This is a genomic window from Rhodovulum adriaticum (genome assembly GCF_004345735.1).
GTDB classification, from domain to species: Bacteria; Pseudomonadota; Alphaproteobacteria; order Rhodobacterales; family Rhodobacteraceae; genus Rhodovulum; species Rhodovulum adriaticum.
The window spans coordinates 1-22,599 of the sequence record NZ_SLXL01000016.1 but is presented as its reverse complement, the minus strand read 5'-3'; the positions used below and the strand labels follow the sequence as shown (position 1 = coordinate 22,599).

The following is a 22,599-nucleotide window of genomic DNA, read 5'->3' as shown; positions in this document are numbered from 1 at the left end:
GTCGTGAAGAAACCATGGCATTTACAAAACTATCGATCAGAACCGCTGATGCTGATGCATCACGCGGCTCAATTTCTGCGGCTGAAACCGACATCTGGACCATCTTCAGGGCACTAAGAGATGCACGTAGCGTATTCGGTCTGCGTCCTGGCCATATCCAAACACTTCAAGCCATGCTCAGTTTCTTGAAGCCCGGCCATGGCGAAACGGTTTTCGCGTCCAACGACTCGATTTGCCAGCGCGTCGGCGGAATCGACGAACGGACACTCCGCAGGCACATCAACCGCTTCGTCGAACTCGGGTTCATCAAACGCAATGACAGCTCGAACAGAAAGCGCTACCGCGTTCGCTCATCCAGCGGGGAATGCATCAGCTATGGACTGTCTCTAACCCCCCTCCTCCAACGTGCGAGCGAGCTTATCGCCATCGCACATGAGATGGAAAATAACCGGCGGGATCGGATATTTGTCCGCAAACAGATCCTGACAAAGCTCGCCCATTTGGAAGAGCATGATCCCAGCAACACATTCATCAACCACGCACGGAGAGCTCTACGCAGGAAGCTGAGCCTTACCGAATACCACGCGCTGCTCGCCGACACGGACAAAGAATGCCAGACTTTGTATACCCCAGATAACCCACCAGAAACTGTGGAGTTGCCCGCCAATGACGGACAAACTGTCCGGCACCAATCTATGTCTGAAGAAGAAAAAAAAGATTTAGATAGCAACACAGGCAATGAAGCTCTGAAACCAGACTTGCTAACCTCAGTCTGCGATCAAGCGACATCGTTCTCCACAGAGAGACTTAGAGACTGGTTGGACATTGAAAACCATGCTCGAACTCTTGCACCCATGATGGGGATTCACCCAGAAACATTTGAGAAAGCCAAGAATGCAGTAGGAGCTCAGAAAGCGTCATGCGCGATCTTCATCATGCTACAACTTGGACAACGCATCAGGGATTTTGGAGCGTACTTTCACAGTATCACCTTGGGCCAACGTCAAGACCAGTTTGATCCAGTGGCTTTGATCAAGCGTCTATCCAAAACTGCTATGCAAACCGCCTAGTGTCCACCGCGGTGGACGTCTGGCCATCAACTAGTCCAATGACGCGCGGTCTCGCCACATGCATCAAAGCGACAGAGCCAAATTCCACTAGGGCGATACTACACAGTCAATCCATGTACCTCCGACCCGCCGATGTCCACCGCGGTGGACAGATCCGGCACCAAGTCTCACAACTCACATGCGCGACAGCCGCTTTTCGTCATCCACCACTTCCAAAGAACCCTTGTTGGCAGTCCAGGCCCACAGGACGATGTTGAAGTCCGTTGATGACGCACCCTTCGCAAAGCTTTGGATCAGAAGCCCCGCAAACCGATCTGCTATAAGGGCGCGTGCTAGCTCCTGTGTCGGTACCAATTGGCCATCGAGCATCTTCATGCGCCATGCAGAGTCGGCAAGCATCGCCTCGGTCACACCATACCGTTCGAGCTTGTCCTGATCGCGGTTATCGAAAATAGGCCCAAGGTCGGCTTTGTAGGACACCAGGATCGTGGGTTGCAGGCTGCCTACCTGGTTGGCTTCTCTAAGAGCGGTCGCGGGATCCAGCGAGGTGTAGAGGGCAGGGGTGCCCTTGGCGTTAAAGCGCCCTCCATAGAGTTCAGCGCCTCGTCCGGACAGAGGTTCACGCGCATAGACCGGGTTCAGGGCGCGATAGAGTGACCCTGTGTAGCGTCCATCTTTCAGCGGCATCAGGCAAAGACGCCCGCATCGACCGCATCGATGTATTCCAGAACTTGCTGAGCTTTGCCTTCCTGCACCAGCTGCATGGCTGTCCGGCCATCAAAGCCGGGCAGGGGCTCTGACCGGTACCATGCATAGGCCATCAGTTCCGAGCCGAAGCGGGGCTCAACTTTGTTCAGCACCTCTACCAATTCGCGCAGGCGGCGCTGCGTCTTGTCCGAACCGATGCGGGCTCGCCTCTGCAACGCGTCTTTGCCCAAGCCGACGGTCAATGCGATCTCTTCTGCTGATGTGCGTAGCACCGCGGCGATCTTGCGCGGTTCGAATTGCCCAGCTTCAGCAAAGTTCGTGATGTGCATGATCTATGCTCCTACGGTGATACTGACGGTATATAGCGGCAACATCGCTGAAATTCAAGCTGACAGGAGGCGCTGCGCCTTCGTTTCCCGTGCTTATCCGTAACGCTGCAGTGCTCTGAACGAAGCAAATCCTGATCTTTGGGCCTGAGAGGTCACCGTTGGAGCGCTTTTGCCGATCGAGAACGTCAGATAAGCTATTGATAATATGAGAAAGACTGCAGCAGTCGGGCCGGAGTTGCCGATATGGCTTGCCGATCTTGGATCGAAACCGCCACTTACTGCATGCCGTCACTGGGGTCCGCGGTGGTGTCGGACCCTCGGCCGTTACCCCGGACCAGTTGGCTGCTGAAAAGTAAAAGTGTCCTTCGGGTTTTGTGACTGACGGATGAGGGCCTTTGGGGTCCCTCGGATGGGTCCGGACCGGATTCCGGTCTGTCTTTCCTAATGAAGGGCATTCTAATGGAAACAGGTGTCTTGCGCGTGCTCCGCACAACCGCCGCCTCCTGGTGGCGGCATAGAGAGCTGCGCAGAACTGGCCAGACGGCGCTATCGCGGCAACTCGAGCGCGAGACCGTCCTGCGCGATCTTGGCTACCTCAGGCAGGCGGCATTATTGCCAAACGCGCATGTGATCTGCGGGGAGGGTGGGACGTTCCTTCATCTCGGCTGGACCACAATGTCGACTTTCGCGCCGATCGAACGCTTTCCCTTGGCCGCTCTTGCGGTCGCACGAGGGACCCCGTTCATCGATATCCGACCCGTCACCGATGTTATCGCATTCGCGAACTTGCCGCGGGTGGCGCGGGACAGATCTGTCGATCCTGACCTTTCAGGTGCCGGCAGGTGCGTCTCGCTGACCACCTACATCGACACGGTCGAGCGGCTCGGCGCGAGGATCGTCAACGATCCGCGGCCCCGTCAGTCAATCTGATCACCACTCCCTCTCACAAACATTCGAAAGGAGGCCAGCCATGGCCCGATCCCCCACGCCCAAATTCGATGCCTCCGAGGTCATCACAAACGAAATCATCCGCATCATCGAGCGCGGCGTCCTGCCGTGGCGCAAGCCCTGGACCGCAGGCGGCAGCTCACGCCCCCTGCGCGTGGGCGGCGAACCCTACCAGGGGGTGAACAACTTCCTGCTGACGATGCGGACCGTGATGGCGGGCCACAGCTCTCCCTTCTGGATGACTCTGCCTCAGGCCAATGCGTTGGACGCAAAGGTCCGCAAGGGCGAGAAATCCTCTGTCGTCGTCTATTACGGCCAAAGCCGGAAAGACGCGGGCGGCGAGGACGACCGCAGCGATGGCGATGATCGCTCCGAGGAAGCCCGCATCTTCCGCTTCCAGAAATCCTACCGCGTGTTCAATGCCTGCCAGATCGATGGCCTGCCCGACAGCTTCTTCCCAGACCCGGAGCCCGCGCCCGAGCATCCGCCGTCCGAGCCCATCCCGCACATGCAGGCGTTTTTCGATGCCATCGACATCACGACCGTCTTCACGGGCACGGAGGCGTACTATTTGCCCCCCGTGGACAAGGTCTACATGCCATCCATCACGCGGTTCCAGGACCCGCGCAATTTCTACGGGGTCTGGGCGCATGAGCTGGCCCATGCCACGAAGGCCCGGCATCGACTGAACCGTGATTTCGGGTTCTCGAAGTTTGGCAACACCTCTTACGCGCGCGAGGAGATCGTCGCGGAATTGACCTCGGTGTTCCTGGGTCAGACGCTCGGCTTTACGGCGCATACGCTCGAGATGAATGCTGCCTACCTCCATAACTGGTTGCGCGTTCTTCGGTCGGACAAGGGTGCGATCTTCAAGCACGCCGCGGATGCGCAGCGCGCCTGTGATTACCTGATCGCCAGATCGGAGGCGGGCAGGGCAGGGGGCCGAGCCAAGGCCGCCTGACCACAGGGAGAACGGAGACGCCCATGTCACGTAAGGAACCCAAGACGCTGCGGGTGGCCTGCTTCAACGACGGCCGCCGCAAGATCATCACCTTCAAGCACGGCGCCTATTGGTGGAGCCCGTCCGAGGGCGCTTATCCGCTCTCGGCGGCACTTGAGACCATCAAGCACCAAGGCGGCTGGATCGAAACCATCCCCAACCCGAATTACAGACCCAAGCGATTGTTCGGGTAGGGCCCCTTCTGCTTCTGTCCTGCCGCCAGGGGGAAAAAGAAAAAGCTGGCTTTTGGAAGGGTGTTTCAACTTCTCAAAGGAGCACCCCATGTCCATGACAGGACAACCCCAGACAGACCGCCCTGATCCGAGTGTGATCGCAGCGCAGAACGACGCGTTTCGCAAGCTCGCGTGCCTCGGTGTGCCAACCGCCCAGTCTATTCAGGGCCGCATGCATGTCACCCGCTCAATTATGAATGCCGGTGACGGCTTCATGGCCGAGGCGGTGAAGGCCACGGGCATGTTCGAGACCTTCGAGCCCGAGAACGATCCCGAAGGATGGCATGATTTCGGGGCGGTCGAGGTCCGCGGCGAGACCGTGTTCTGGAAACTGGATTTGTACGAAGCGGATTCCGACTTCCGCTATGGCGCCGAGGCCCCGGACAATCCCGCCACCACCATGCGCGTGCTGACCATCATGCTGGCGCGCGACTGGTAGGGGAGGGGACACCCCTCCTGACAGCCCAGGCGATGAAGGCCCGCTGACCCCTCAAAGGGAGAGTGGGCCTTTTGTTGTGGTGATCCCTGAAGACGGGGATTGGCCGCGCATCTGAATGCGCGGGCCGCTCCAAACCCACCGAAAAGGAAACGCCATGACCACAAGCTTCAAACCCGTCTCCGTCGCCATCGGCGATCTGGTCTCACATCCCGCCAATGTGCGCAGCAACTCGCCGGAAACCTATGATCCTGAGAACATCGCCCATCTGAAGGCAAGCATCGCCGTTCTGGGTCTCCTGCAGCCGCTCATGGTCCAGAAGCTCGACGGCAAATATGCTGTCCTCGCCGGTGGCCGTCGGCATGCCGCGCTGAAGGAGCTGGTCGCGGACAGGGCCGCGAAAGGCTTCACGGCGAAGGCCAAGATCGACTGCCGTCTTGTGCCAGAGGATTGCGATGTCACCACGGCCCTGTCGCTCGCTGAGAACATCACCCAGGCGCCGATGAATGCCATCGACGAGTTCGAGGCTTTCGCGCGGATGATGGAGGTCGACGACCAGACGCCCGAGACGATCGCAAAGACCTTCGGCACCACGGTGGCGGCCGTGAAAGGCCGGTTGCGCTATGGCCTAATCCACCCCGACATCCGCGCCGCGGCCCGGGCCAAGACGATCACGCTCGACACGATGAAGGCCTTTGCGGAGCATCCGAGCCAGGAGGTGCAGCGCGAAGTCTTCGAGGCGCTCACCAAGGAAGATAGCTACCTGCAGGCCTATACGGTCCGCCAGGCGCTCAAATCCCGCGGCGTGCAGGTCAGTGACGATATCGGGGCCTTCGTGCGCGCGGACTACGAGGCGCGGGGCGGCGCTGTCGCCGCTGACCTTCTGGAAGAGCATTCCGTGCTCGAAGACGCCGCGCTGGTCGAGACCATCCTGCTCGAGAAGCTCGGTGCCGCCGCCGAAGAGGCCCGCATAAAGCTGGGCTTTGCCTGGGCCGATGCCATGGTCCGCTATGATTACGCGACCATGGCCGACTACGGCCGCGTTTATCCCGGCCCGATCGAGCCTGATGAGGCTGCGCAAAAGCGCATCGATGAGATCACCGCCGAGCTTGAGAAACTGCAGCTCGAGATGGAGGATGAGGGGCTCGAGGACGGTGCCTACAACGCGCTTTACGAGCGCGTGGACGCCTTGGAAGAGGAAGCCCGCGACCTGCAGGAGGCCTACAGCGCCGAGGACCTCGCGCGGTCTGGGGTAATCGCGTCCTGGTCGGGCGGGCAGGTGACCCTCCATGTTGGCCTCGTCCGCCCGGAAGACACCGTCAAAAAGGAGGGCGCGCGCGGCTCCTCGGCTAGCCCGACCGGGGAGGAGGCCCCAGACGCCGGCGAAATCACCTATCCGGCCTCACTGGCTGAGGACCTCAAGACCGAGCGAGCCATGGCGCTTGGGGCCGCGATGGCGCTGCATCCGGAAGCTACGCTCGATCTGACGCTCTTCAAGCTGGTGAGCGACGTTCTGGCCAGCGGCATGAGTGTCACGCAGGCGATCAAGATCGATGCCCGCAAGGAATACCGCAGCCATGCCAAGATGGACGAGATCGACGCAACCTCGCTCGAGCAGGTGGCGGCGGCGCATGAGGCGCTGGACCTCTCCTGGCTCGATGACACCCGCGCGCCCGCCGATCAGTTCGCGGCGTTTCGCGCGCTGGAGGCAGGCGAAAAGGCCAAGCTCGTGGCCTATGCCACGGCCAGCACCACGCAGTCCTGCTTCGCGCGGGACCGCCAGCGCGACAGCCTGATGCATGCGTTCGAGATCGAGATCATGCCCGACATCCGCTCCCACTGGACGCCGAATGCGGCGCTCTTCAACCGCTTCAAGAAGGCTTGGCTCCTGAAGATCCTCGGCGAGGATCTGGGTCTCGCCCAGGAGGCGGTGACGCTGGCCTCGTCGAGCAAGAAGGAGATCGTCGCCTTTTGTGACAAGCTCTTCGCCGAGCCCTTCGCCACGCTCACGGACGCGCAGCGCGCTGCCGTGGCCGCCTGGTGCCCGCCCATGATGCAGACAGCCGGTGTCGCCTGTGATGAGGCGGAGCCCGCGGCGGAAACCCCGGAGCCTGACGGCGACATCGCGCAAGCGGCCTGAGTCCTCACGCGACCCGCGCGTGGACCATGCCGCCCGCGCGGGTCGACCCTTCCAAACCGAACAGAAAGACATCCCCATGGCTATTCTCAAGTTCTCTGCCTCCGCTGTTGCGGCGCAAATCGCACATGCGCGTGCCTGCAAGACCTTCCTGCCCAACTGGAACGGGCCCGTGGACAGGCCGGCCCTGATCCTCATCGTCGGCAATGGTGTGCATCTGCGCTCAAACGGCATCGATGGCACGACCACCCGTATCGTTACCACCGAGCAGGCCGATCCCTCCTTCGCCTTCGCCGACGGCATGAACCCGTTTCGGGACACCGACTGGATGGCGCAGCGCCGCATGGCGTTTCGCGATCTGACCGGCCAGTTTTACACCGACATCCTGGATGACGTGCAGGTGCTCATCGACCGGGGGCGAGGGGCCATCCGGCTCACCACCGATGGCCACAGCATCCGCGTCTTCGTGCGCCGGGCCTCGGACTATCTCATCGGCGGGACCTACGAAGTGCCCTCGGGCCTCGGTGGCACCTTCAGGGTCATCCTCAAGGATGCCTGCGACACCTTTGCGATCGTGCAGAACTGTGGCAATTGCGAGGATTTTGACGCCATGCAGCCCTACCGCGTGCCGCTCGATGCGCTGATGGAAATCGATGACCGGAGGGCGGCGTAACGCGCCCTTTCTCAAACATGCATCGCCAATACCCTGCCGGGCCGGCGGCCCTCTCGGGACATTGGCGACAACAATTCCCCAATGAGAGAAAGGACTCTGAGATGGGATGGCTGTTCTACACCGACGGCCGCGTCAAATCCTACGCGGATGAGAAAGCGGAAATTGCCCGGCTCTGCACCTTTGAGGGCGACACGCGCAAAACTGAACTGGTCAAGGCCTGCAAGGTTGGCTCCACCTGGTATGCAGCGGCTAGGGTTACCAATCGCGACGGCACCCCTGTCGAGGACGCGACCTATGTCACCGATCCTGACGGCTCGATCACTTTCGCCGCCGTATTCCTTACCCGATATGATGACGGCTGCTGGGGCTACAAGGACATGGAGGAAAGCGCGGGACCGGTCGAATCCCGCGCGCCACTGAGCCTATTGGCCCTGCTGTCCGAGCTGAAAGACCCAGACAGCTATGCTCATGCCTGGCGCCAGCGCTGCCAGGACTGGGCTGCGATCCCGGACTACGAGGAAGGCGACAAGATCAAGCTCGCCACCCCTGTGACGCTCACCGATGGCAGTACCTGCCAGATTGTCACCGCGACCCACTACAGGCGTGGGCGGCAAAAGCGCCGCTGCTACCGCATCGAGGAAACTGGTGGGCTCGTACGCCTGTCGAAGGCCTCGCTTGCGGGCTCGGAGCTGCTCAGCTCCACGAAAGGTGCGGCTAGCCCGGTGCTGGCGGAGTTCCTGGCGGGGCGAAATTAGGTCCTGCGCCGGACGGTTCATCGACCTGCCCGGCGACAGCAGATGCTGCGGCTTGTCTTGACAAGGCAATGCAAATGCATTACCTATCGCGGGCAGCAAAGCCCCTTTTCTTCAGGAGACTGCCATGACAGCCCTCGCACAAGATGTCTCGAAACTCACGGATCGGTATCAGACGACCGTGCCGGCGGGTGTGCGCAAACAGCTCAAGCTGGGCAAGGGCGACCAGATTCGTTACTGCACCGAGCCGAGTGGCAGGGTCTATATCGAGCCCGTGCGCAGCGACGAGGAAGATCCCGTGCTCGGAGCCTTTCTCGATTTTGTCGAGGCCGATATCAAGGCGCATCCGGACCGCATTCGGGCTTTCGATGGGGCTTTGCATGACCGTCTTGCAGCACTGGTCGGAGACGTTGATGTCGATCTCGATGCGCCGCTATCGCTCGAGGATGAATGAGCGGCGATAGCGTGCCCGCCCAAGCGCCCCTTGTCGTGAATGGATGGTCGATTTATGCGCACCCACTCTTTCTGGACCAGCTCGAAGGGCTGGTCGAGGAGGTAGAGGCGCGTAAGGCTCGCGATCCCAAGACCTGGCACAAGAAAAACCCGACGAAACGGCTGGCCGCCATCTTCAAGCTGGTCACCGAGGCCATACCTGCAGATCCGGGTGCCGCCGCCTTCCGGCAAGGCGGCACACTCGGCGATCACCGCAAGCACTGGTTCCGGGCGAAATTCTTCCAGCAGTATCGGCTGTTCTACCGGTTCAACAGCGATGCGAAGGTCATCGTGGTGGCATGGGTGAACGACGACAAGACCCTGCGCGCCTATGGCAGCAAGACGGATGCCTATGCGACGTTCAAAGGGATGCTGGAAGATGGCAACCCACCTGACAATTTCGACGCGCTCTTGAAAGAAGCTGCAGCGGCAGGCAAGCGGTTCGAGAAATCCCTTGAAGCGGTGCCCGATCGGTAAGTGGGCCAGCTTGCTATGACCCTTTGGCATTATCATTTACGACGCCACGCTCGAAGATGTAGCATCGGCTGATAATGCGGTCGGAGAAAGCACAATGAATGAGACGGAAAAGGATAGGCAGCACCTCGGTCTAGAGGAGCAATGCGCGCCTGACCTGACGGGGCACCGTTTCCCAATTGCTGTGCGCGTTGCAGACATGCCCGATGACCTCGGCAAGCTGCTGGATATCGGGCTCGAGGAGCATTTCCGTGGCCGCTGAAGCGAATTCTTATGACACGTGGTTTTGCGCGCAGGTGCAGGCCGCGCTGGAGGATGCACGCTCGGGAACATCTCAGGTTCAGGTGATGCAGGCCGCACAGGCATTGATTGATGCGAAGCGGCAGGTCGAACCCAAGTCCTGACCAAGCCTTTGAGGTCGGCGCGGTCTGACTACGTCACCCTGAAAAGCGAAAGCGGGCTTTTTGTCCTTTGGAACTCAGACCCTGATCCAAAGGAAAATCCCCATGTCCAAACCCAGAACGGCCAACCCGGCTCTCGCAATCTCCGAAGCCGATCTCGCCTCTGCCCTCGCGCAAATCGGCACGGAGGTCGATGACCAGCCCCTGCGCAGTTCAGCGCTCGCGCGTATCATGCGCGAGACGTTTCATGGCAGCGATGCCGGTGGCGCCTGGGACTGGCGCATGGCCTATGACATGATGCAGGCAGCGGCTGTCCAGGTGCTGCTGCGTGGGAACGGCGCGGCAGGTGACACCGCCGCTGCAAGGCTACTTGCCTCACGGCTCCTGACGGAAACCCGCCGGTCAGAGCAGCAGATCCGGCTACAGCAGTTTTCCACGCCGCTGCCATTCGCGGCGCTGGTTTTGCGGGCCGCGGCGATCCGCAAGGGCGAGACCGTTCTGGAGCCCTCGGCTGGCACCGGTGCCCTGGCTGCTTTCGCCGCCCGGGCCGGTGCCACGCTTCTGCTCAACGAGATCGACCCCTTTCGCCAGCGCCTCCTGCGCGCGGTTTTCGGCGGCGAGGTCACAGGCCATGACGGCGAGCATATCGATGATCTGCTGCAGACGCCGGTTCTACCCGAGGTCGTGGTGATGAACCCGCCCTTCGCCTCCTCGGTCGATCGCTCCCGAGACAAGCACATCGCCGCCAAGCATCTCATCGCGGCTGCAAAGCGCCTGGCACCCGGCGGGCGGCTGGTGGCGATCATGCCGCCGGGATTCACGCCCGAACGCGATGCCGCGCATTGGTCCCGCGCCTGCGGTCTCCTGACGCCGCGATTGGCGCTGACGATGCCGGGACAGGTCTATCGCAAGCTCGGCACCTCTGTCGAAACCCAGCTGATGGTCTTCGACAAGGTGCAGGAGGACGGCGAAATGATCCGCGCCAGTGTCCGGGACTTGGATGAAGCCCTTCCTTTTGTCGACGCAGTTGCCGCGACCCGGCCCGAGATGCGCCCCGTCCAACGGGCTGAAGCGATCCCTCATGCGCGACCGATCGTTCCATCATCTGCCCCGCGCAAGACCGCTGCTGCGCCTGTCGCCGCCTCCAAATCTCGGGCCAATGCCGTTGTCCCGCTCACTTTCAAGAGCCTCGATATCCCGCGCGACAACACGCCCATCTCGGACATCTATGCGCGCTACCGTCCGCAGCGGATCGAGATCGCGGGTGCGCAAGAACATCCCACGCCGCTCGTCGAGAGCATCGCCATGGCCTCGGTTGCCCCGCCCATGCCCTCAAACACGGGCAGTGATGACTTGCGCCTGCCCGCACGGTTGATCGAGGAGGGACATCTCTCCGAGGCGCAGCTGGAAACCATCATCATGGCGCATGACGCCCATGGGCGCGACCTGCCGGGTCGGTTCGCGATCGATGACGACCAGACCAAGCTGACGCGCGCCGATGATGATCCAGACGCACGTGCCTATCGCCTTGGCTATTTCCTCGGCGACGGCACCGGTTGCGGCAAGGGGCGCGAATGCGCGGGGCTCATTCTCGTGAACTGGCTGGCCGGGCGCAGAAAGGCGATCTGGGTTTCCAAATCCGCCACGCTCATCGAGGACGCCATCCGCGACTGGACCGATCTCGGCGGCTCGCCAGCCGACATCCAGCCGCTCTCAAAATGGAAACCGGATCAGCCCGTCCCGATGGGCGACGGTATCCTCTTCGTCACCTACGCCACGCTGCGGTCCGCGGGCAAATGTGGCACCACGCGACTGAGCCAGACCCTCGACTGGATGGGCGAAGACTTCGACGGCGTACTGGCCTTTGATGAGGCCCATGCCATGCAGAACGCGGCCGGGTCCGAGCAGGGCAGGGGGGTCAAACCCTCCCAGCAGGGCCTTGCAGGCCTGCGGCTGCAACTGGCAGCACCCCGCGCTCGCGTCTTCTACATTTCGGCCACGGGTGCCACGAGCGTGCACAACCTGGCCTATGCCGCGCGTCTTGGTCTCTGGGGGCAGGGGCCGGAATACCCCTTCCCAAGCCGCGAGAGCTTCGTTTCTGCGATGGAAGCTGGCGGTGTCGCCGCCATGGAGGTGGTCGCGCGCGATCTCAAGACGCTCGGCCTCTACACGGCCCGCGCCCTCAGCTTCGATGGCGTGGAGTATGACGTGCTCGAACACGCGCTCACCCCGGCCCAGATCGAGATCTACGACGCCTATGCGGGAGCCTTTCGCACAATCCACCACAATCTCGAAGCCGCTTTGACAGCCACCGGCGTCAACGATGCCTCGGGAGAGACCAATGCCTCGGCAGCACGCGCCTCGGCCAAGTCCCGCTTCGAGAGCACAAAGCAGCGTTTCTTCAATCATCTGCTGATGGGCATGAAGGCCCCGACCATCATCCACGCCATCGCGGACGATCTGGCGGCAGGCAAGGCTTGCGTCATCCAGGTGGTCTCGACGGGTGAGAGCCTGTTGAAGCGTCGGCTTGAGACGATGGACCCGGAGGATGAACTCGTCGAGGGTGCCTTGACGCCACGCGACTATGTTCTCGCCTACCTCGAACAGGCTTTTCCGATCCATGCCCAAAAGCTCGTGGAGATCGACGGCAACATGGTGGCTGAGCCGCTTCGGGATGAAACTGGCGCGCTGGTCGTCTCGCGCGAGGCGCTCGCTCTGCGTGACGCGGCCATGATGGAGTTGATGACGCTGGCGCCGATCCCCTCGGCGCTGGATCAGATCCTCTGGGCCTTTGGCGACGAGGCCGTGGCAGAAGTCACGGGGCGGTCCATCCGACCCCTCAAGGCCGAGGATGGTCATCTCTTCATCGAAAAGCGCGCCGCCAGCAGCAATTCATCCGAAACCCAAGCCTTCATGGACGGTGATAAGGATATCCTTATCTTCTCCGATGCGGGCGGTACGGGCCGGTCGTATCATGCGGCGCAAACGGCGAAGAACCAGAAACGGCGGCGGCACTACCTGCTGGAGCCCGGCTGGCGCGCCGATGCGGCCATCCAGGGGCTCGGCCGCACGCATCGCTCTGCCCAAGTCAGCGCGCCCTTCTTCCGGGTCTGCACCTCGGATGTGCATGGCGAAAAGCGTTTCACCTCGACTATAGCCAAGCGCCTCGACCAGCTGGGGGCCTTGACCAAGGGTCAGCGCGAGACCGGCTCGCAAGGCATGTTCCGCGAGGAGGACAATCTCGAAAGCCCGATCGCGCGAGCGGCGCTGCGTGGGTATTTCGCCGATCTTGCCGCCGGGCGCGCTGAGGCGATGAGCTACGAGAGCTTCACCGACTGGACCGCCCTGCGGCTGATCGACAAGGACGGGGTGCTCCTTGAGGAGCTTCCCCCGATCCAGCGGTTTCTCAACCGGGTGCTTGCCCTTCCCATCCACATGCAGAACGCACTCTTTGCCGAGTTCATGCGCCGGATTGCCGATCAGACGGAACGGGCGCGCGCGGCGGGCACGCTCGATCTCGGCGTGGAAACCCTACGCGGCGACAAGATAGAACAGGTCTCCACCGAGGATCTCTGGACCTGCCCGAAATCCGGCGCCGTGACGCGGATTATCGGGCTGGAGGTCACCGACCCAGTGTATGTGCTGGACGCCGAAGAGGCCATGTCGCGCAATCCCGACAAGTTACCGATGGTCAATCGCGCCTCCGGTCGCGCGGCGCTCATCTCGGCGCGCCCCATGCAGATGTATGACGAGGATATTGTCACACTGATGCGCAAGGCGGTGCGGCCAAACGGGTCTAGCTATCTCGAAGAGGCTCGGTTCACGTCTTCGGCCTGGGAAGACATCGACAGGCCCGAGTTTGCAAAGCTTTGGGATGCCGAGGCAGCGTCCCTGCCAAAAACCACCACAACCAAGCTCTACCTGCTGACCGGGCTGCTGTTGCCGATCTGGAAGGACATCCCGACCACGAATGAACGCATCTACCGCGTCACGCCGGACGGGGCGACCGCCATGATCGGGCGCACGCTGAGCGAGGAAGGGGCGGCCGCGCTGCGCGCCAGCTTCCTCGTTTCTAACCCGCAAACGCCACAGGAGATGCTGACTGCGGCTCTTGGCACCACCACGCCGGTCGATCTGGGCCGGGGTCTGACGCTGACCCGTCGCCGGGTCGCAGGCGAGATGCGCCTTGAGCTGGGCGGTGCGGACAAGGGCATGATCGAAGGCCTCAAGGCCATGGGGTGTTTCACCGAGATCATTGCCTTCCAGCTGCGGGTGTTCCTGCCGCATGGGGACGGGATCGACACGGTCAGCATTCTGGCCCGGATTGTGGGGCAGGGAACCAGCAACGCGGCAGACCAAGCCGCCTGAAAAGCCAAAGCGGGCTTTGGGTCGGGCGTCGCGGATCGGGATTTGGCCGGTCTGCGCTTTCCGGGCGCGCGCTGACCAATGCGACGCCTGGCCCCCCAACTTCTGATAAGAGGACAGACCCATGACCAATCCCCAGATCGACTATGCCGCAATGGCGGCTCAGTGGCGCGCCGAGCACGAAACCACCCTGAAAGCAACCCGAGCGGAACTGATCGTGCAATTGCGCGCGCTTGGCATCAACGAGGTCACCGCCGAATACGAAGGCTATGGCGACTCCGGCAATGTCGAGGACGTGAATGTGCAGCCTGCGGAGGTCCAACTGCCGGAAGCGCTTGTCACCGCCGTGGGCGATTTCGCCTGGTCACTCGCCTATCACCATCATCCGGGGTTCGAGAACAACGAGGGCGGCTACGGCACGCTGACCTGGGACATTGCAGCAGACAGCATCACCCTCGATCACGCCGACCGCTACGTTGAATGCTCGCACAGCTATGACGACGGGCTTTGAGATGGCCCATCCGCTTCATCATGCTGAAAGCTCTGCCCGGAAATTCGGTGGGGTGCCATCTGACTATCAGGACATCCACGACTGGTTCGACGCCTCGAAAGAACACCTCGCCCTCTTCACGCACCGCGCCTTGCGTCATCATGCTCAAGGCCTGTTCGAGGCCGAACGTGTCTTCGGTCTGACCCTGACCAATAGCGCGGGTCGGGACATCCCCGTGCGCTGGATCGGCGAGCAGCATGTCCGCGAAGACTGCCAGGGCCGCATTCCGAGCATGGCGGACTGGCTGCGACGGATACAGCCTGAGCCATGGATGGCCAATGGCCATATCGAGCAGCACCTCAGCGGGGAGCCCTGCGGCGATCCAAGGGTTGCTTGGGCATTCGAGGTGGCCGCCGGAAGAACGGTTCTCGGCCTGAAAGATTGGATGGCGGCGCGCGCGACGCAAGCCACGCAAAGCGCCTGACAGCTCTCGGTCGTTTGCCAAACGAATGCTGCATAGAAGCCCGGTCGGAAGATCAGGCTTCTTGCGTCGTTTCCCCAGCAATCTTTTTGAGGAGGATCACATGACATTCGAAGACATCAAGGCGGCCGTCGATGCCGGTCAGACCGTGCACTGGGCCAATACCGGCTACGTTGTCCACAAGGACCGGCTCGGTCAGTACCTCATCACCTTTGTGCCGAACGGTAGCTGCATCGGCCTGACCGACCGGAGCGGGCACCGGTTGAACGGAAAAGAGGCGGAGTTCTTCATCGCGCAATCGAAGGACAGCGCGGAAAATCCGGGTAGCCAATCAAGACCAGACGGGCAGGGGAGGGGCGCAGCACCCGAACGCGCGGGGGCATGCCCACTCGGACGGCAGCTCTGACCCGTGGGCGGGGCTGAAAGGAAAGCAAGCTTTCTGGTTTGTGATCCCAGGAGGGGTCGAGAAAGCAATCCCGGATGCGCTGGCAAGAACGTCAGGCACCGGCCAATCCAAAAGGAACCATCCCATGTTCGCAGGAACCCTCACCCGCAATGTCGAGACCGCCGCCGCCGAATACACCGGCATGATCCACTCGACGCGATTTGACATCGCCATCCAGCTTGAGGCACGGGCCAAGATGTCCGCGCGCAGCCCGGATTATGACGTGACGGCGATCAACAAGTCGGGCCGCAAGGTGCGCATCGGCACGGCCTGGAACGAAACCGGCAATACCAGCGGCAACCCCTACATCTCGATGCAGATCGATGTCGGCCTCGGCCCTTTCCGGGTCAACGCGGTACAGACGAAAGAAGCGCGCGCGACCCAAAGCGGCGCATTCGAGATCATCGCGCTGGTCTCTAACGGCCTGATGAAATCCGGCTCGATCTCGGGCGAGCTCACCGCCATGGACGCCGACAACGCCTTCGCCGGCTACATCGCCAACATGATGTTCGATCTGGAGTTCATCCTGATCGAGAACAGCTACAAAACCGAGGAGACCCACCCCGATTACCGGATCGAGGTCAGCTCGCCCCGGGGCACACCGATCCGCGTCGGCTCGGCGTGGATGGCCAAAAGCAGCCGCACGGGCAATGACTACCTGACGCTGCTGATCAACACGCCTTACGGTGACCTGCGCGTCAACGCCGTGCAGAACGAAGAGCAGCGCGGCGGGCAGACCTTCTCGATCATCCCGTTCATCGACAGCGGTGAGCAGCCACAGGACGCAGGCGCAGGGCTGTCGCTGGTCGCGTGACCAACGCGCGAGATTAGACGATCCGCACCGAAAGGGGAGCCGTGGGATCACGGTTCCCCTCTTACAATGTCCATTTGCATGAAAGTAAGGTCAGTTAGTGATTTGCCAGGCGCGTTCAGGTTGCGAACGGCCCCAAAACATAAGATGGCGGCAGCCCTTAGAACGGCCTGCCCCGCGTCCGAACACACACCCGAAAACAGCCCGGTCAAATATAGTACTTGAATGGCTGCGGTCCGCCCTCCCGCGCCGAACCCATCACAAGGATGTCTCCGACCATCTTTGCGAAGCGGACTGTTACCGGCAACCCATCGTTGAAGTTGCACGAGTTGTAGTTGATCTTTGTCAGTCCCATGATGTCAGCAAGTACCGTCCGCATCTCTGGCTTATGATGCTTTGAGCGCAGGATCGTCACCATAAGCGGGTTGGGTGTTTCAGGCCCGATATACGTATCCAGCTGCGGGACGTAGCCGCTCGTCCAAAGATAGGCGTTCTTCTCGTCTAAACTTAGAGCCGTTCCTCTGATCACGGGGTAGTCGCCTGCACGGAAGAGCTTTGCGTCACCACCCGTAGGTCTGATCCGTACACCGACGACGTTCGTCCCCTTCGGAGCCGCCTGACAGAAGGCCTGCCACTCCTCGTCGTTGAATGACGCCTGCCCATGGATGAAGAGTTCCTTGGGCGGCTCGGAGTGCAGATCCCGGTACGCTTCTATCACAGTCTCTAGAAGTTCTTTCGCGGCGTCAGCGTTTAGATGGTATTCGTACTTGCCGGTCTTCCAAGGGCCATTCGCGCCGCGGAACACCACGCCATCGCCTTCACTCAAAAACATCTGCGCCGCGCAGCAGACGTGATTATCGCGGTTGTTTGGGAGGTTCTTGTAGACCATCCCGATGTAGCATACTCCTTCGCGCACGTTCGACAGCCGCCAGGGTGGACGGTCCTGTGTCTTATAGTAAAGCCCCGTCGCGATGTTCCACGCCACTGTCGCAGGGTCTTGGGTGGTTCGCTTCGGATAGCCCGCACTGTTGAGGAACGCTGTCGGCTCAAGGGTCGACTCGCGCAGGATCTGAGAGGGCGCGATCGAGAGCAAAGTCGCCTTGATGTGCCTACGGAAGTCGGGAATGTCGTCAAACACGTCCTCAATGCGCGGATCGAACCGTTCGTCCATGAAAAGGAACGACTGGGGTGACCTTGCGCGCTGCTTCTTGGGCGTTTTTCCAGCGACCAGGGTCAAACCGGTCCGCCTCGATTCCGGACGGCAGCGCTCGTAGACTATCTCGGGCACGACGAACATCCATACATCAATCGAACCCTCCTCGTTGCGCCTGAACTTGTGGACGCGCTCAGTGTAGATACGGGCGACCGCATCGACGGCCTCGTGCATGTTCTGCACCCTGGTCGCCCGCTCGATGGCGTCAAACTCGACCGTCAGGGACCTGAGCCGATCTGGATCGAAAGTAATGCCGAATGTCTCTTCGAGCCCGGCGAAATCCGCGAGATGAAGACGGTCCTTCTTCTCCGTCGGCCCCGGAGGCGGCACCGGTATCCCGGAAAGCAGCCGGCGGCTCCAAGATCGGAAGTGTCCGATCCCGTCCGACGTTCCCACAACCCCAATTCGGACTTCTCGAAGCTTCCGAGGGCCGTCATGAGGTCCATAGAGAAACAGGCCGTCCTTTGGGTGGTGGCTCCTCTGGTCATGGCGGAAGTCGAGTTCTGGCTCATCGAAGTGATCTACGATCAAGCTTGCTTCGGGAAACCTCATTTACCGTCTCCTTCGGGCTCAGCATCGTCGTCGTCAGCCTCTGGCCGCCCGAGCGTGCTTTCGTCCTGCTCCTCGGCATCCGGGTCGCCCACGTCAGGAAGAGCTGTACTGACCGGCGACGTGAAGAGAAGGGGCTCAGAGGAAAGAAGCATGTCCTGGCCTGGAGCCAGCGGAACCCGAATGTAGGCTGAGTCACCCGACATGATCTGAAGGAATGCCAGAAGCCGTCCGTGCCATTGCTTGTTGCGCCAACCCTTGCAGCCCGATCTGCGAAGGCGATGCATATTCTTCGGATCATCTATGCGTTCGCCCTGCTCCGTATTGTTATCCATCGCGAAAAGGACGCGCGCTTTCAGACGGAAGTGCCAGAAAGGCCAGTTTCGGGGAATCGCCGTCACCCCATAGGACCAAACATGCTTTCGGGCGATGTTGCGCAGCATCGACGACCGGCGCTCACCTTGTCGCCCCCAGGGCACCCGCTCACCAATCGCGACCTGGTTAGGGGACACATGGAAACCATCGCCGTTGGAATACGCATAGGCGACCATGCCAATATTCCTGCAGTGCCGTTCCCATCCATCGCGCAACAGGCCCGTGAGCATGTTCGACAGATCACGTCCCGCGACGCCTATCTCAGGCATACCCTTTTCTACCGCATCGACAACCGGCACAGAAGTCCGTAGGCGCAACTTCGCTACGCCTTCGAGGCTTTCCCCAACATCAGGGGGCGCAGCGAAGGTGATCACGCCTCGCTCATGCGCGACGGCGGGAAACGACAGCCCTCGCACCCGCCTCTTGAGGACGTCGGTCTGGACCGCTCCTGCCGCCTCGTAGAAGTGGAGTTCATCGGGCATTTCCAAGATCTGAATCCAATTCGAGACCAAGGACTCTGGCTCGCGCACTAGCGGAACAGCACCACGCTTGCGGAAGCTGTCCCATTGAGCTGCGACCGCGATGTGCTCGCGTCGGCGCGTTACGCCTTGGCGACGCAGCGTCTCCAGAAGCTTCGAAAGCCCTTCTGCCCAACCCCGCGCGAAATCGGCAGGCGTCGCATCGCGGAGGCCATCAATCTTGGCCCCCTCCTCGATCCGTAACGGGATAATCAGGCGAGTGTCGCCAAAACTTGCAGCAAGCGTTTTCGCCCTGTCGATCAGGTCCATCGCGTCGTCGTTGGCGCGGGTGGCCGCGCCCGCCACTGCCAGAACCTTCGCAGCGCGGTGCTCCAACGCCACTCCAATCTCCTTGTGCCATCTGTCTCCAGGCTCGAGAGTCAGGATCTCGGAAAAAACGCGATATCCGTGCGCTTCGAGCTTTGGACCGAGCCAAAGGATGAAGTGATCGTGGTCGGGGCGCGCTCCGACAAGGAACAGGGTATCCCGTTGCGTTTCCGCCTCTGACTCCACCTTTCCGCCGATCCCTGGCTTTGGAAGCAACGCTCGAAGGACCGAAGGAGGCTTCAGGTGGCCCTCGCGCTCATCCAGCGTCTCATGAAGCATTCGCTTCAGCGTACGCCCGCTCGCGGGGATCCATAACTTGGGATGAGCTTCCTCGATGTCAGGATGCGCGCGCAGCAATGCCTCAAGATCCTCGCGCCCGAAGATGTTTCCCGGAGATCGAATGGCGGGGCCGCAAATCTCCACGAGGTCCTGCTTCCTTTGTGGGGTCATCGCTACGGACGTTGACAGGATGTAGCGATCGGGCGCCAACTGATCGATCTTCGCGCGCTCCTTCGACATTTCACGCTTCAAAGCTGAGATAGCAGATCTCTCGTATCTCTTAGCTTGTAGGATCGTCAGGCTTTGCGCCTCCGGCGCGTGGCGTCCATCTATTCCACCATCAGCTCCTTCGCCGAATTGCTCGAAGCGGATACCAAGAGCGCGCCCGATAAGGTCGGCTGAAAGCGCCTCGAACTCGGAGGGCGATAAGGCAGAGAAATCGGCAGGCATAATATCTATATATCGCCGTCCAGTCCGGATTACACCCAAGACTTACCTCACAGACATGCCGATTTGGTATTTTACAGAGAATCTAGAGCACAGGTACGATGTGTCGCCGCGAAGGTCGGCTTTCTGTCCATGTCGCATGCTCTGATAGGAACTTAGTATAGTTGGCAGGGGAGTTTCCTGTACATCAACCTTGGTTTAACGCTTCTAGCCTCCCCATCTTGGCTTCGCGTGTCGCAGGGGAGAACGGCCCTTCGGTCCGTCGCGCATTCGGCCATGCGGCCTCACCGCGGCGTTGCGCCTGGCATCCCGGTTTGCCCGCCTCGCGAGCACGTCCCTCCCCGGCCGCTCCGCCGGATTGCGCTCTGGTCTGTTTTGCGGGGCAAAACGATCCCGCCGCTTCATCCGTCTCCCGCGTCCGGTCGGGCCGTTTGCCTGCTCGGGTCGGGCAAACCTACCGTCAAAACACACACACATGAGTGCGGAAGCATATCCTCCGGATGGCCCCCAAATCAGCCCGCGTCAAGGATCGCAAAACTTTTCGGCGAAGGCCGGGCCTGTGACGCGGGGCGGTCCCGTGGGTGAGGGCGCGCATGTGTCGTGTGTTGCGCACGGAAAACTTTTGCGCCCGGCAAGCCGGCGGCTGCGCCGTCCCTGACCCGGGCAGATTCGGAAACCAGGCATTCGGCCATGCCACCACACTCAAGTGGTGGTCGAACAACCGAAATCTGGAGAACAGACATGGCATACGATCAAGCGAACACCTACGAAACCATCGAGCTTTTCGGACTGACCGAGAAGGACGCACAGCTGCCGATCCCGGAAGATCACATCCTGACCGACCGCATCATCCGCGAGAGCTTCGAGGCATTGCTCGGTCCGCTGCGCGGGACCGGCCTTGAGGCAGAAATCGAACCGCTGGCCCATGGGCTCGCCACGATCCTGCAGCGGCGCAAGGTGGCGCTCGGCAAGGAGGTCGACCGCACCGCCGACAAGATCGGCGCACTGGCAAAATCCCACGATGGATCGGAGATCGCCGAGACCGCGCTCGAAGAGGCGCAGGCCCGCTTCCTGCAACTGCGCGAGATCGTCAGCGCCATCGAGGTGATGAGCGAGGCGGCGGCGGAATGCTACGAGATCGAGACGGGTCACGCCTTCATCCCGGCAGTTGGGTCGCGCGCAAGCGTCCGGGCGCAAGAGACCGGGGCGGTCTTCGAGGCGCGGCAGCTCCTCGAGCAGCACGACCGCGAGACTGCCGAGAAGTCGAAAGTCGAGGGGGTTCCCCTGATTGTCTCGGGCGCCACCGACTGGACCGATGTCGATGTGATCTTCAACACGCTCGACAAGGTTCGCGAACGGATCAGGCAGAACCGCAATCAGGAGATCTTCCTCTGCCACAAGGGTGGCAAGCACGGGGCGGAGATGATCGCGGCTCGGTGGGCCCGAGCACGCGGGATAGCACAGGCGCGCTTCGATCCGCGCTGGTCCGCGCATGGGCGGGCGGCACCGTTCAAGTGCAACGACGAAATGCTGGACGATAAGTTCGCGGCGACGGGGGTTGTTCTCTTCGGCGGCAACGGGGTGGCGCTGAACCTCGGGCAGAAGGCGGAAGCGAAAGGCCTGACGGTCATGCGGGTTGCGGACCCGGCGAAGAAGACCGCGGAGACGTGAGTTTAGAGGGTCGCCTTCGGGCGGCCCTTTCGTCGTTTTCCCAGATGTGTGCGAACATCGGCGGTGTCGCAGTTAACTCCAACAATGGGCATCGACAGGCTTGGTGTTTGTAGTCCGGCCAATCTGGTTTCGGGAATGGCTGGATGGTATCTCTATGCAATTACAGCTTAGTGTGGCCGTGTGGCAGAAGACATTTGTTCCACAGATCAACACTCGCCCAGGTTTTTCCTAGATGCCTTTTTCTCCGGAACGCACCAAAGAGATTCAATCGCGTATTGATGCGCGTTTGCGGTCCGGTCAGGCAAACGATTGGGAAGTGTCCTTCCTTACAAATATGGCTGAACGGTTTCAGCGGTATGGAACGAAGACGCGCCTGAGCAAAGCTCAGTATGCCAGCCTGTACAAAGTCCTGAAACTGGAACGGGAGAATCCGGCACAGAAAAGGGCAGCGGCCGACGACAGGACTTCTCAACCAGCACCGAAGCATAGTACCAGAAGCGTTCAGGCGAGACCCCGTCCGGTCTCCGTGACCCGCGCGATCAATGCACCTCGGCGTGCCGTGCGCAAGGCTCAACGCCAAATCATGGTGCCGTTGGTGATCGCTGTCGGATTCTTCGCATTGGTTGGATCATTGTTTGAATCATCGAACTCGCGATCCACACCCTACAGTCCGTCAGCGGTTCCCTCATCGCAAACTGCCGACGCCGCTTACGTCTATGTGACAGGGACGCGTGTCAATCAACGTGCTGGACCGTCTACTTCGAATGCCGTGATGGGTGTCTTGAGCGAGGGGGGCCGCGTTGAAAAGCTTCGAGAAGAAGGGCAGTGGACACAAATTCGATCCAACTTTGGTACGGGCTGGATGGCTACCCGTTTCCTGTCTGAACCGCCCCGGGTTTACCGGAGAGTTTCTGGTTCAATGATTAGGCTGCTTTTTCGTTGGCTTTCAAGCGTGCGTAGAATGCCTCCTCTGCT

General features: G+C 61.1%; 23 protein-coding genes. 19 read left to right on the top strand and 4 right to left on the bottom strand.

The window, feature by feature from the left end; genetic code table 11:
• Window positions 1-14: 14 nt before the first annotated feature.
• Window positions 15-1,070 (top strand): plasmid replication protein RepC, encoded by a 1,056-nt coding sequence (repC, locus tag EV656_RS14965; RefSeq protein ID WP_085870099.1) that lies wholly within the window; start codon window positions 15-17, stop codon window positions 1,068-1,070.
• Between the two features lie 174 nt (window positions 1,071-1,244).
• On the opposite strand, the gene EV656_RS14960 is transcribed toward repC, so the two are convergent.
• On the bottom strand, window positions 1,245-1,757 hold the full coding sequence (locus EV656_RS14960) for an RES family NAD+ phosphorylase (protein WP_132605538.1): 513 nt from the start codon (window positions 1,755-1,757) through the stop codon (window positions 1,245-1,247).
• Window positions 1,757-2,107, bottom strand: coding sequence for an MbcA/ParS/Xre antitoxin family protein (locus tag EV656_RS14955; protein WP_027264271.1), 351 nt, complete (start codon window positions 2,105-2,107; stop codon window positions 1,757-1,759). The genes EV656_RS14960 and EV656_RS14955 overlap by 1 nt, the downstream gene beginning before the upstream one ends.
• A gap of 444 nt (window positions 2,108-2,551) precedes the next feature.
• On the opposite strand from EV656_RS14955, the gene EV656_RS14950 reads away from it, so the two are divergent.
• The 16 genes from EV656_RS14950 to EV656_RS14880 all read left to right on the top strand — a co-directional run bounded on the left by EV656_RS14950 (window position 2,552) and on the right by EV656_RS14880 (window position 16,248).
• A complete protein-coding gene (locus tag EV656_RS14950; protein WP_132605536.1) occupies window positions 2,552-3,037 on the top strand; it encodes a hypothetical protein in 486 nt (161 codons plus the stop codon).
• 40 nt (window positions 3,038-3,077) lie between these two features.
• Window positions 3,078-4,016 carry an ArdC family protein gene (locus EV656_RS14945; protein WP_043754134.1) on the top strand — a complete coding sequence of 313 codons (939 nt, stop codon included), beginning with the start codon at window positions 3,078-3,080 and terminating at the stop codon, window positions 4,014-4,016.
• A 23-nt stretch (window positions 4,017-4,039) separates the two neighbouring features.
• The gene (locus EV656_RS14940) at window positions 4,040-4,249 is read left to right on the top strand and encodes a DUF6330 family protein (RefSeq protein WP_043754132.1); all 210 of its coding nucleotides are present in this window, start codon (window positions 4,040-4,042) and stop codon (window positions 4,247-4,249) included.
• 88 nt (window positions 4,250-4,337) lie between these two features.
• On the top strand, window positions 4,338-4,727 hold the full coding sequence (locus tag EV656_RS14935) for a DUF3768 domain-containing protein (RefSeq protein WP_043754131.1): 390 nt from the start codon (window positions 4,338-4,340) through the stop codon (window positions 4,725-4,727).
• 154 nt (window positions 4,728-4,881) lie between these two features.
• On the top strand, window positions 4,882-6,864 hold the full coding sequence (locus EV656_RS14930) for a ParB/RepB/Spo0J family partition protein (RefSeq protein WP_043754129.1): 1,983 nt from the start codon (window positions 4,882-4,884) through the stop codon (window positions 6,862-6,864).
• Window positions 6,865-6,940: 76 nt separating this feature from the next.
• On the top strand, window positions 6,941-7,534 hold the full coding sequence (locus EV656_RS14925; protein ID WP_132605534.1) for a regulator: 594 nt from the start codon (window positions 6,941-6,943) through the stop codon (window positions 7,532-7,534).
• A 101-nt stretch (window positions 7,535-7,635) separates the two neighbouring features.
• Window positions 7,636-8,289 (top strand): DUF6927 domain-containing protein, encoded by a 654-nt coding sequence (locus EV656_RS14920; protein ID WP_028288610.1) that lies wholly within the window; start codon window positions 7,636-7,638, stop codon window positions 8,287-8,289.
• A gap of 124 nt (window positions 8,290-8,413) precedes the next feature.
• Entirely contained in the window at window positions 8,414-8,740 is a 327-nt protein-coding gene (locus tag EV656_RS14915) for a type II toxin-antitoxin system PrlF family antitoxin (RefSeq protein ID WP_005668772.1), read from the top strand.
• On the top strand, window positions 8,737-9,255 hold the full coding sequence (locus EV656_RS14910) for a type II toxin-antitoxin system YhaV family toxin (protein WP_024099306.1): 519 nt from the start codon (window positions 8,737-8,739) through the stop codon (window positions 9,253-9,255). Before EV656_RS14915 ends, EV656_RS14910 begins: the two co-directional genes overlap by 4 nt.
• A 94-nt stretch (window positions 9,256-9,349) precedes the next feature.
• Window positions 9,350-9,514, top strand: coding sequence for a hypothetical protein (locus tag EV656_RS16630; RefSeq protein WP_009819683.1), 165 nt, complete (start codon window positions 9,350-9,352; stop codon window positions 9,512-9,514).
• Window positions 9,504-9,656: an antitoxin PaaA2 family protein gene (locus tag EV656_RS14905; RefSeq protein WP_043754116.1), complete on the top strand. Its 153-nt coding sequence runs from the start codon at window positions 9,504-9,506 to the stop codon at window positions 9,654-9,656. The genes EV656_RS16630 and EV656_RS14905 overlap by 11 nt, the downstream gene beginning before the upstream one ends.
• Before the next feature lie 102 nt (window positions 9,657-9,758).
• On the top strand, window positions 9,759-14,021 hold the full coding sequence (locus EV656_RS14900; protein WP_028288609.1) for a strawberry notch family protein: 4,263 nt from the start codon (window positions 9,759-9,761) through the stop codon (window positions 14,019-14,021).
• A gap of 121 nt (window positions 14,022-14,142) precedes the next feature.
• The gene (locus tag EV656_RS14895) at window positions 14,143-14,529 is read left to right on the top strand and encodes a DUF6878 family protein (RefSeq protein WP_028288608.1); all 387 of its coding nucleotides are present in this window, start codon (window positions 14,143-14,145) and stop codon (window positions 14,527-14,529) included.
• 1 nt (window position 14,530) lies between these two features.
• Complete coding sequence (locus EV656_RS14890; RefSeq protein ID WP_028288607.1) at window positions 14,531-14,992, top strand: DUF6915 family protein; 462 nt, start codon at window positions 14,531-14,533, stop codon at window positions 14,990-14,992.
• Between the two features lie 100 nt (window positions 14,993-15,092).
• Window positions 15,093-15,395 carry a hypothetical protein gene (locus EV656_RS14885; protein WP_028288606.1) on the top strand — a complete coding sequence of 101 codons (303 nt, stop codon included), beginning with the start codon at window positions 15,093-15,095 and terminating at the stop codon, window positions 15,393-15,395.
• A 124-nt stretch (window positions 15,396-15,519) separates the two neighbouring features.
• Window positions 15,520-16,248 (top strand): DUF736 family protein, encoded by a 729-nt coding sequence (locus EV656_RS14880; RefSeq protein ID WP_043754112.1) that lies wholly within the window; start codon window positions 15,520-15,522, stop codon window positions 16,246-16,248.
• 205 nt (window positions 16,249-16,453) lie between these two features.
• Here EV656_RS14880 and EV656_RS14875 read toward each other — a convergent pair whose 3' ends face one another.
• Window positions 16,454-18,010, bottom strand: a complete 1,557-nt coding sequence (locus tag EV656_RS14875) for an argonaute/piwi family protein (RefSeq protein ID WP_043754109.1) — start codon at window positions 18,008-18,010, stop codon at window positions 16,454-16,456.
• A complete protein-coding gene (locus tag EV656_RS14870) occupies window positions 18,007-19,956 on the bottom strand; it encodes a TIR domain-containing protein (RefSeq protein ID WP_132605532.1) in 1,950 nt (649 codons plus the stop codon). Before EV656_RS14870 ends, EV656_RS14875 begins: the two co-directional genes overlap by 4 nt.
• Before the next feature lie 738 nt (window positions 19,957-20,694).
• Between EV656_RS14870 and EV656_RS14865 the strand changes: the two genes are divergently transcribed.
• Both EV656_RS14865 and EV656_RS14860 read left to right on the top strand, forming a co-directional pair.
• On the top strand, window positions 20,695-21,624 hold the full coding sequence (locus EV656_RS14865; protein ID WP_043754100.1) for a DUF2493 domain-containing protein: 930 nt from the start codon (window positions 20,695-20,697) through the stop codon (window positions 21,622-21,624).
• A 232-nt stretch (window positions 21,625-21,856) separates the two neighbouring features.
• A partial coding sequence (locus EV656_RS14860) for an SH3 domain-containing protein (RefSeq protein ID WP_132605530.1) occupies window positions 21,857-22,599 on the top strand: 743 nt, incomplete at its 3' end.

Bases quoted from the DNA above. Each gene is read 5' to 3' on its own strand.
- repC (WP_085870099.1), top strand. From the start codon at position 15: ATGGCATTTACAAAACTATCGATCAGAACCGCTGATGCTGATGCATCA.
- EV656_RS14960 (WP_132605538.1), bottom strand. From the start codon at position 1,757: ATGCCGCTGAAAGATGGACGCTACACAGGGTCACTCTATCGCGCCCTG.
- EV656_RS14955 (WP_027264271.1), bottom strand. From the start codon at position 2,107: ATGCACATCACGAACTTTGCTGAAGCTGGGCAATTCGAACCGCGCAAG.
- EV656_RS14950 (WP_132605536.1), top strand. From the start codon at position 2,552: ATGAAGGGCATTCTAATGGAAACAGGTGTCTTGCGCGTGCTCCGCACA.
- EV656_RS14945 (WP_043754134.1), top strand. From the start codon at position 3,078: ATGGCCCGATCCCCCACGCCCAAATTCGATGCCTCCGAGGTCATCACA.
- EV656_RS14940 (WP_043754132.1), top strand. From the start codon at position 4,040: ATGTCACGTAAGGAACCCAAGACGCTGCGGGTGGCCTGCTTCAACGAC.
- EV656_RS14935 (WP_043754131.1), top strand. From the start codon at position 4,338: ATGTCCATGACAGGACAACCCCAGACAGACCGCCCTGATCCGAGTGTG.
- EV656_RS14930 (WP_043754129.1), top strand. From the start codon at position 4,882: ATGACCACAAGCTTCAAACCCGTCTCCGTCGCCATCGGCGATCTGGTC.
- EV656_RS14925 (WP_132605534.1), top strand. From the start codon at position 6,941: ATGGCTATTCTCAAGTTCTCTGCCTCCGCTGTTGCGGCGCAAATCGCA.
- EV656_RS14920 (WP_028288610.1), top strand. From the start codon at position 7,636: ATGGGATGGCTGTTCTACACCGACGGCCGCGTCAAATCCTACGCGGAT.
- EV656_RS14915 (WP_005668772.1), top strand. From the start codon at position 8,414: ATGACAGCCCTCGCACAAGATGTCTCGAAACTCACGGATCGGTATCAG.
- EV656_RS14910 (WP_024099306.1), top strand. From the start codon at position 8,737: ATGAGCGGCGATAGCGTGCCCGCCCAAGCGCCCCTTGTCGTGAATGGA.
- EV656_RS16630 (WP_009819683.1), top strand. From the start codon at position 9,350: ATGAATGAGACGGAAAAGGATAGGCAGCACCTCGGTCTAGAGGAGCAA.
- EV656_RS14900 (WP_028288609.1), top strand. From the start codon at position 9,759: ATGTCCAAACCCAGAACGGCCAACCCGGCTCTCGCAATCTCCGAAGCC.
- EV656_RS14895 (WP_028288608.1), top strand. From the start codon at position 14,143: ATGACCAATCCCCAGATCGACTATGCCGCAATGGCGGCTCAGTGGCGC.
- EV656_RS14890 (WP_028288607.1), top strand. From the start codon at position 14,531: ATGGCCCATCCGCTTCATCATGCTGAAAGCTCTGCCCGGAAATTCGGT.
- EV656_RS14885 (WP_028288606.1), top strand. From the start codon at position 15,093: ATGACATTCGAAGACATCAAGGCGGCCGTCGATGCCGGTCAGACCGTG.
- EV656_RS14880 (WP_043754112.1), top strand. From the start codon at position 15,520: ATGTTCGCAGGAACCCTCACCCGCAATGTCGAGACCGCCGCCGCCGAA.
- EV656_RS14875 (WP_043754109.1), bottom strand. From the start codon at position 18,010: ATGAGGTTTCCCGAAGCAAGCTTGATCGTAGATCACTTCGATGAGCCA.
- EV656_RS14870 (WP_132605532.1), bottom strand. From the start codon at position 19,956: ATGCCTGCCGATTTCTCTGCCTTATCGCCCTCCGAGTTCGAGGCGCTT.
- EV656_RS14865 (WP_043754100.1), top strand. From the start codon at position 20,695: ATGGCATACGATCAAGCGAACACCTACGAAACCATCGAGCTTTTCGGA.